This window comes from Planktothrix sp. FACHB-1355, assembly GCF_014748295.1.
Classification (GTDB): domain Bacteria; phylum Cyanobacteriota; class Cyanobacteriia; order Cyanobacteriales; family Aerosakkonemataceae; genus Aerosakkonema; species Aerosakkonema funiforme_A.
This window is the reverse complement of the sequence record NZ_JACJUP010000216.1, coordinates 1-7,606: the sequence shown is the minus strand read 5'-3', so window position 1 is coordinate 7,606 and position 7,606 is coordinate 1. Positions and strand designations below refer to the sequence as shown.

The 7,606-nt window shown below is 44.9% G+C and carries 6 protein-coding genes; 3 read left to right on the top strand and 3 right to left on the bottom strand.

What is annotated here, in order from left to right:
* The coding region (locus tag H6S82_RS11770) for an MFS transporter (protein ID WP_206756862.1) at nt 1-1,231 on the top strand (1,231 nt) is incomplete at its 5' end.
* Nucleotides 1,232-1,401: 170 nt separating this feature from the next.
* On the opposite strand, the gene H6S82_RS11765 is transcribed toward H6S82_RS11770, so the two are convergent.
* Entirely contained in the window at nt 1,402-2,640 is a 1,239-nt protein-coding gene (locus tag H6S82_RS11765) for an RNA-guided endonuclease TnpB family protein (RefSeq protein WP_190465195.1), read from the bottom strand.
* 402 nt (nt 2,641-3,042) lie between these two features.
* Here H6S82_RS11765 and glgP point away from each other — a divergent pair, with 402 nt between their 5' ends.
* The gene (gene glgP, locus H6S82_RS11760; protein ID WP_190472121.1) at nt 3,043-5,256 is read left to right on the top strand and encodes an alpha-glucan family phosphorylase; all 2,214 of its coding nucleotides are present in this window, start codon (nt 3,043-3,045) and stop codon (nt 5,254-5,256) included.
* A gap of 88 nt (nt 5,257-5,344) precedes the next feature.
* Here the strand turns inward: glgP and H6S82_RS11755 are convergent, their stop codons facing one another.
* Nucleotides 5,345-5,809 carry a dual specificity protein phosphatase family protein gene (locus tag H6S82_RS11755; protein ID WP_190472123.1) on the bottom strand — a complete coding sequence of 155 codons (465 nt, stop codon included), beginning with the start codon at nt 5,807-5,809 and terminating at the stop codon, nt 5,345-5,347.
* Nucleotides 5,810-6,100: 291 nt separating this feature from the next.
* Nucleotides 6,101-7,213, bottom strand: a complete 1,113-nt coding sequence (locus H6S82_RS11750; protein ID WP_190472126.1) for a class I SAM-dependent methyltransferase — start codon at nt 7,211-7,213, stop codon at nt 6,101-6,103.
* 210 nt (nt 7,214-7,423) lie between these two features.
* Between H6S82_RS11750 and H6S82_RS11745 the strand changes: the two genes are divergently transcribed.
* Nucleotides 7,424-7,606: Uma2 family endonuclease (locus H6S82_RS11745; RefSeq protein WP_191056248.1), on the top strand; the 183-nt coding region annotated here is incomplete at its 3' end.

Below are 7,606 nucleotides of genomic sequence, written 5' to 3'. Positions count from 1 at the left end.
TGCATCCATCTCCGATCCCATCATGCAACCTTCGAGTAACCCTGTTTCTGACTCATTGCCAAACAATTCCAATCGATCGTACCGCCTGTGGCTGTTCTGCATCTGTGCTGGAATGCTGGTGTACTTCACCCAGGTTACGGCACTGTTTCCAGTTCTACCGCTTTACGTGACGCAACGCTGGCACAATGCGCCAGTGGGATTTGTTGTAGGTGCATTGGCAGCAGGGCTGTTGTTTTTCCGACCGCCGATCGGTTGGTTAATCGATCGCTGGGGACGAAAACCCGTGTTGTTGACGGGCTTAGGAATCATGTTGGCGATCTTACCTCTGTATCTTTGGTCGCCTAATCCCTTTTGGCTGATGGGTGTGCGCGTTTTGCATGGCATCAGTCAGGCGGCATTCGCGACAGCTTCTCAAACGATGTTGATCGATTTAGTACCTCCTGTGCGTCGCACGGCGATGTTGGGGTATTTGGCAATGTGTAATACGATCGGCTATTCTTTGGGGCCATTGCTGGGGTCATTGGTGTTTGCTCAAGCTGGTTTTATTGCTGTTGTATTTCTGTTGGCAGGATCGATCCTTGTAAGTTTTGCCCTCAGTTTACCTTTGCCGTGGTTGAAGGTATCGCGATCGAAGCAATCGATCGAAAAGCAATCTGAAAATTCTTTTCCTTGGAAAGTAATTGTGCGGTTTCCGGTGCGAGATGCGACGCTGTTGTTCTCGATCGGCTCTTTTTTACACGGTGGGGTTGTTACCTTTTTGCCTTTATTTGTTTCCAACTCCGCTTTGTTTTATAGTCTGAATGCTTTGGTTGCTGTACTGGTCAGATTTGGTTTGGGACGATGGGGAAATCGGGTATCGCAGCGGTGGGTTGTCAGCATAGCTATTTTTTGTTCTGGTACTGCTTTAATTGGATTATCGATCGCACCAAATCTCCTGATTGTTTGGTCGCTTGTATATGGATTGGGTTTTGGTTCCTTGTTCCCGGTGCTATCTGCGATCGTTTCTTTGGCAGCTCCGACTGCGGTGCGGGGTCGCGTGTACAGCATCTTCTTGGCTGGATTCGATAGTGGAATGACGCTGGGAGGCGCAGGCGTACAACCCCTCGTGCAAATGTTGCCGTTGAGTACCCTATTTCTGATTTTGGGTGGAATTGGTTGGGCAGTTAGCCTGATTGCGTTCCGGCAATTCGCCCAGCCTATTGTTGTTTCCCAAGCAACGGAAGGTAAGTAAGTGATTAAAGCATCTCTAGAGCGCCAGTCCACTAGAATAAATTGACAAAAACAACGAAATATGTATTGTGTAGGGGCGTTCGCGTAGCGTGCCGGAGGTGCAATACCGTTAATGTTTATTCCTACTCTGTTCGCTTGCGCCAGGAACCGCTCAACGAAACTTACTCAAACCTACTCAAAGGCGGAAAGTCCAGTCATTCGTAGTGGGTCAAGCACCACAGGGTTAAACGGCAAACCCTTTATTCCTTGGTCTAAGACATCAGGAATTACTTTTTTGGTAATATTAAATGACCCATTCACATCGGCATTTAATAACCTACCCTGCGCTGTTTTATACAATCCTCTCGCTACTCTATGTCCCTGAAACACGGGTTTTTTTTCCCCATATTTAGGCAGAGCATCTCCATCTAAAGCACTCGATTGAGATGTATAAGATTCTTCTGTTATAATGACTTGAATTCCTTTTAATTGGGCTTTATAGGTCAACATTTCGACTAACCTATAATGTGGAATGTTCACAAATTGTTGATTATTCCTTTGGCCTAAGTTAATTGATTGTTTCCAGGTCGCATTATACCCAATTACGATGATTCCTATTTGATGCTCTCTACACCAATCTATGACTCTTCGGCTGGCTGTATGTAGATAATTTTCGACTCTACAGTTGCGCTTATGAGTAAGCTTTTTTAATCTTTGAGATTGGGTTTGATTATGCTGGAGTTTGAGATGGGATTGTAAACAGGAACGTTGTTTATTGTAAAAGGTGTTAATCGCTTTTAGTGGTCTGCCGTTCATCAAAAGAGGTCTGACACCTGTTTGATTGGTAGTTACAGCCATTAAGTTATTAACTCCTAAGTCTATCCCGGCTATTTGTTGATGGTTGGTTGTCTCCTCCTCTTTTTCATAAACTATTTCGAGCACATAACAACTACTTTTGGGCACAATTCTCGCTTCGATGATTACATGGGCTGATGTGGGAATTTTGAGCTCACTCATCGAGAGTTGACAAATTCCTTTTTTTAAGGCTTTTTTGGAGATGGCTTCGTGAGGATACGGTAGGATATTGCGCCCTTTGGTTTTATGTTTATATCCCGGTATTTTGGGTTTACCTAAGAATTTTTCGGGATGTTTCTGCCAGTTTTTTACAGCTTGAATATAACTTGTCCATGCTGTATCTAATCGGCGAATTATTTGCTTACTAACTTTGGTGGGTAAGGCTTTGTAGTCACTGGTTTGTGATAGAAGGTGGTAAAGTTGGTTAAAGTTTAATTTCTCCTGGTGTGTAAAAAAGTATTGACGATAATGATAATTCGCTAGGTTAAATAAATTTTTCGACAAAAAAGCCTTGTGGTCAATTTCTGACCAGAGAGGATGGTTTTTTGTGATAATATGACGTTCCACTAGCTTCATGTTGTGATTATACTGTGAAAACAGCTTTCTCAAAAACTCCCTCGCCAAAAATTGCTCATTATTGCTATTTAGCTATCAATATGACTAAGATTGAGCAGAATTAGCTAGATTTTTGGCAACTGTATTTACCCCCGGTACTGCCAGTGGAGGAAGTATAAGACCAACCAACCGTAAGGGGAAGAAGGCGACATCCGTTGAAGCTGGAAGCCTACATCGACCGCTTGCGGCGATGTAGGTAGTTCACAATGCTATATTTCAGCCAGAGGCGCGAAACATCCAAGTAGCGGATAAGTTCATCCAGTTGCTCTGATTCTTGAAGAGCTTTCAACACAAGAAGACGACTCGATGATATTGGTTTAATGAGCCAGTCCGACGCGCAGGAAAATCAAAAAAAGGTTAATTATGGCGAATGTCAGTTCTACAAACCCGATCGAAAAGCTACGCGAGAAGTTGCCGTTTCCTCTAAAGCGATTGGCAGACATTGCCTATAACTACTGGTGGAGTTGGACGGGCGATCGCTTATCTTTGTTTCGCAACATCGATCCCCAAATGTGGCACGAGTCCAAACATAACCCAGTTGCCGTGCTACAATCTACAAGCTACGTGCGACTGACCCAGCTGGCAAATGACCCGGTTTACATCAAGCGGGTGAAAGCACTTGCCGAACAGTTCGATCGCTACATGACGGAAACCGATACTTGGGCGAATCGCGTTGCACCGAAAATTACCTACAAAAACCCGGTTGCCTACTTCTGCGCCGAATTCGGCATCCACGAATCTTTGCCCATCTATTCCGGCGGTTTGGGAATTTTAGCAGGAGATCACCTCAAGTCTGCCTCGGATTTGGGTGTGCCTTTAGTCGGTGTAGGATTGCTGTACCGTCAAGGTTACTTCCATCAAACCTTGAACCGTCACGGCTGGCAAGAGGAACACTACGACGATAATCCGTTTGAGGAAATGCCGATCGAACTGCTGAAAGACGATCGCGGCGAACCGATAACTGTTAGTTTAGAAATTCGGCAGCGCACTGTCAAAGTGCAAGTTTGGCTGGCACGCATAGGTCGGGTTAAACTGTACTTGTTGGATACCGATCGCGAAGACAACGACCCGATCGATCGTTGGTTGACCGGACACCTCTACGGCGGTAACCAAGACACCCGCATCGCCCAAGAAGTCGTACTCGGTATTGGTGGCGTCAAAGCTTTAACCGCAGTGGGAATCAAACCTTCCGTTTATCATATGAACGAAGGACACGCCGCTTTCTGCACATTGGAAATTGCGCGAGAAGAAATTCAACGCACAGGTAAATCTTTCTACGATGTGGAAGAGTCGGTGCGCGAGTCTTGCGTTTTCACCACCCACACTCCCGTTCCCGCCGGACACGATGCTTTTTCTCCCGACTTGATGGACTCCTACTTCGCCCATTATTGGCCGCAATTAGGTTTAGAACGGGATCAGTTCCTCGCATTGGGAGCTCGTCGTTTGGGAGATCCTTGGGAACCTTTCGGGATGACCGTTTTAGCATTGCGGATGTGTCGCGCCGCTAACGGGGTAAGCAAACTGCACGGCGAAGTTTCCCGCAAAATGTGGAATATCCTCTATCCTGACAAATCGGAAAACAAAGTGCCGATCGGTCACATTACCAACGGCGTTCACGCACGCACCTGGACAGCTCCTTTAATAGCAGATTTGTTTTGCGAATATTTAGGTGAAGATTGGTCAACTCGCGCCGCTGATGCCAAGATGTGGGCGAAGGTAGACGAAATTCCCGATGCAGAGATTTGGTGGCGACACCAAACTCTCAAAGAACGATTGATCGCACACACCCGTTCTCGCATTAAAGCATCGCGAGTACGCCGAGAGGAAGATCCGGATTTTATCGAGATTGCAGATTCTCTGTTAGATCCCAATGTTCTGACGATCGGTTTTGCACGACGTTTCAGTCTTTACAAACGCGGTTATCTGCTATTGCTAGATCCGCAACGTGCTTTGAAGATTTTTGGCAATCCGGAACGTCCTGTGCAAATTATCTTCGCTGGCAAATCTCACCCAGCTGACGAACAAGGTAAGCGGGTTATTCAGCGCTTGATGGAGTGGTGCAAGCATCCGGCAATTCGCGATCGCGTCGCCTTTATCGAAAATTACGATATCTACACCGCACAGAAACTCGTGCAAGGTGTGGATGTGTGGTTAAATAACCCCCGCCGTCCTTTGGAAGCTTCCGGTACTAGCGGTCAAAAAGTCTGCTTTAATGGCGGTATTAATTGCAGCGTTTTAGATGGTTGGTGGTGCGAAGGTTACATTGCCGATGCCAAAGGTAAAGGTACAAACGGTTGGGCAATTGGCGAAGATGCACACACCAGCGATCAAGAGTTGCAAGATCGCATCGATTCGGAATCTCTTTATCGTTTATTAGAAGAGGAAATTGTGCCTCTCTATTACAACCAAGATAAAGATGGCGTTCCCCACGGTTGGGTCAAGATGATGAAGGAATCGATCAAAACTAACTCACCTGCTTTCAATACCGATCGCATGATTGCAGATTACGTAACGCAAATCTACGCGCCCCAGAGTGCAGCCACAATTGAACCAATTTTAGCCAGCGCCAGCGCCTAATTTGTCGTAAATTCCTCTAAATTGTAGGGTGCGTTACGCTCTCGCTAACGCACCGTTCCATTCTGTAGAGTACTTATCAAACAAGAGTCTATGCTGCTTCTGCCTTACTAAATTCTAAGTGAGTAGAACTCATTGAAGGCATAGTAATAAGATAGGAAGCAAAGTTTTTATTATAAAGTGCGCCTCGTCTCTTTTGACGTAAAAGCGCTACAGCTTCCGCACCGGTCAAACCGAGGTATGTCAGGATTAACCCAGCTACTAAAGCAGAACGATTGTGACCCATACCGCAATGAGATAGCACTCTATGCCCACTTCCGATCAAACTGGCACCCAATCTAGCGATCGAGTGTAGCTTTTCTAGATCGGGCAGGTCTTTATCTTCAAACGGGAAATAGATGTAAAGTATGCGATCGGATATAGAGGGGACGCCTATATCGAGGTCGCCGTCAAGATCGAAAATAACATTTATATCATGTGCTGCAATCGGCTGCCAGTCATCTATATCAGGCGAAATAAATAACTGACCTTTTTCGTCAATCTGAAAAAGTTCCATAACGCAAATCGTCTTTTATGCTTTGTCTTAAAAGTTTCAACTTAGGGAAGTTGCTTCATAAAGCATCTGCCTAAGTACTGATTACTTTGATTCTAGAAACGCAGTCAGGCTGTGACAGTACCCATAAGGGGTACTATTTTGGAAAGAATGCAGCCAACTTCCAAATGTCTCGATATATGGCGATGACAAGGCGATCGCGCCCCGCAATCACTCCTGATTCTTCTTTCTGCTGGTGTTCGCTTTTTCGCAGTCGATCGAAAATATCAAAAATCGCAAAGCTTTTCTATTAAACTACCTTCGTTTCAACAAGAGCCAACGTAACTCCATTGGTGGATTTTGTTGAATGGGAAATAAATCCCGACCCGTCGCCCAACTGAGAAACCAACCTGTGGGAGGCCATGCTTCTTTAGGCAGATGATTTTGTTCGTATTCTATTACCGATTCATCGGATATCATTTCCAATGGCAAACCTTCCATTGCCGAATTCAGTTCATCTCGCGTGATGATATAACACCAAGAGATATCGGACATTTCTCGCGCAAAGTTATCCGGTTGGTAATTATCTACTGCTAGGAAAGCACTGAATAAAAGCAACCCTCCGCTTGGCAAGCAATCGCACATTTTAGCCAAGAACAAGCGCACTTGGTCGCTGTAGCGGAAGTGAGAGAGAACTTCGGATGCGATCGCCAATTTATAATTAGCTGCCCTCATCCGCAATAGCGGGTCTAAAATATCCCCTTGAATCACTTTGATGGACAAATTTTCGGCTTTTACCGCCTCCGTCAATTTTTCTGCAAAAATGGGCGTGAGTTCGATCGCATCCACACTATGTCCCAATTTTGCCAAAGGTAAACTATTGCGACCCGTTCCCGCACCTACATCCAAAACAGGCACATTCTCAGGTTTGCCTAATTGGGAAGCAACTGCCATTACTTTCGCATCTGGATGACTGCCGAATAAAGGTTCCGGTCTAGTTTGCGGCCAAGTTTGATATTTATCGCTCAGCGATTCTACATGAACTTTTGTGTTAATCGTAATTCCACCAGCTAAACCTTTATTTGCTTCCGCTAGTTGGTAGCTGACTATTAACCGCGCATGAGATGAAAGGCGAAATCCCTCTGATATACCTTTTTCGATTAACTGACGCAAATTATCGATATGTTCTGGCGTCGGGTTTTGCCCTAAAAGGTTTAGCAAACCTACAAGGGTCTGCAAATATTCTTGCAGCATTGATGGCACGCAAGGAAAGAGGAATTCTCCGTGAACGCCAGTCATAGTTTTCAGCTTTGTTGCCAAGGCGATTTTTAAACTTTGGGGATCGGTTATCAATTCCTTATTATTCGTTGAATCGCTGACTGACAAGGTTTGCGGAGATTGTGCGACTGGGAGGTTATCGGCAGGCATATTGATAAGTATGCTTAAGAGGACTGGAGACCGACATTTAGTTTACTGTATCGGCTCTGGGAACTTAAATATTGACAAAATGCACGAAAAGTGATAATTAAGAGCAAGGTATCTCGCTCGCCCGACAAATTAGACAATAGTTATTTTATACTACAAATAGTTCGTAAAAATTGCATTGACAAAACTAAGAGCTTTATTTACATTTTTACTATGTTAAAGTACGACTTTCAACGATATTGGCCTTCTACTGAAGAGTTACCTGACTCGGACGATACTCCTGTGGATAACGAACTGCAAGATTTGATTCCCAGCTTGCTCAAAGCGACATTAGCAATGCTATGGTCGGAGGGAACAGATTGGTTTTTTGGCATTGATATGGGAGTATATTATCAC

Coding starts and splice junctions, on each gene's coding strand:
- H6S82_RS11765 (WP_190465195.1), bottom strand. CDS start 2,640: ATGAAGCTAGTGGAACGTCATATTATCACAAAAAACCATCCTCTCTGG.
- glgP (WP_190472121.1), top strand. CDS start 3,043: ATGGCGAATGTCAGTTCTACAAACCCGATCGAAAAGCTACGCGAGAAG.
- H6S82_RS11755 (WP_190472123.1), bottom strand. CDS start 5,809: ATGGAACTTTTTCAGATTGACGAAAAAGGTCAGTTATTTATTTCGCCT.
- H6S82_RS11750 (WP_190472126.1), bottom strand. CDS start 7,213: ATGCCTGCCGATAACCTCCCAGTCGCACAATCTCCGCAAACCTTGTCA.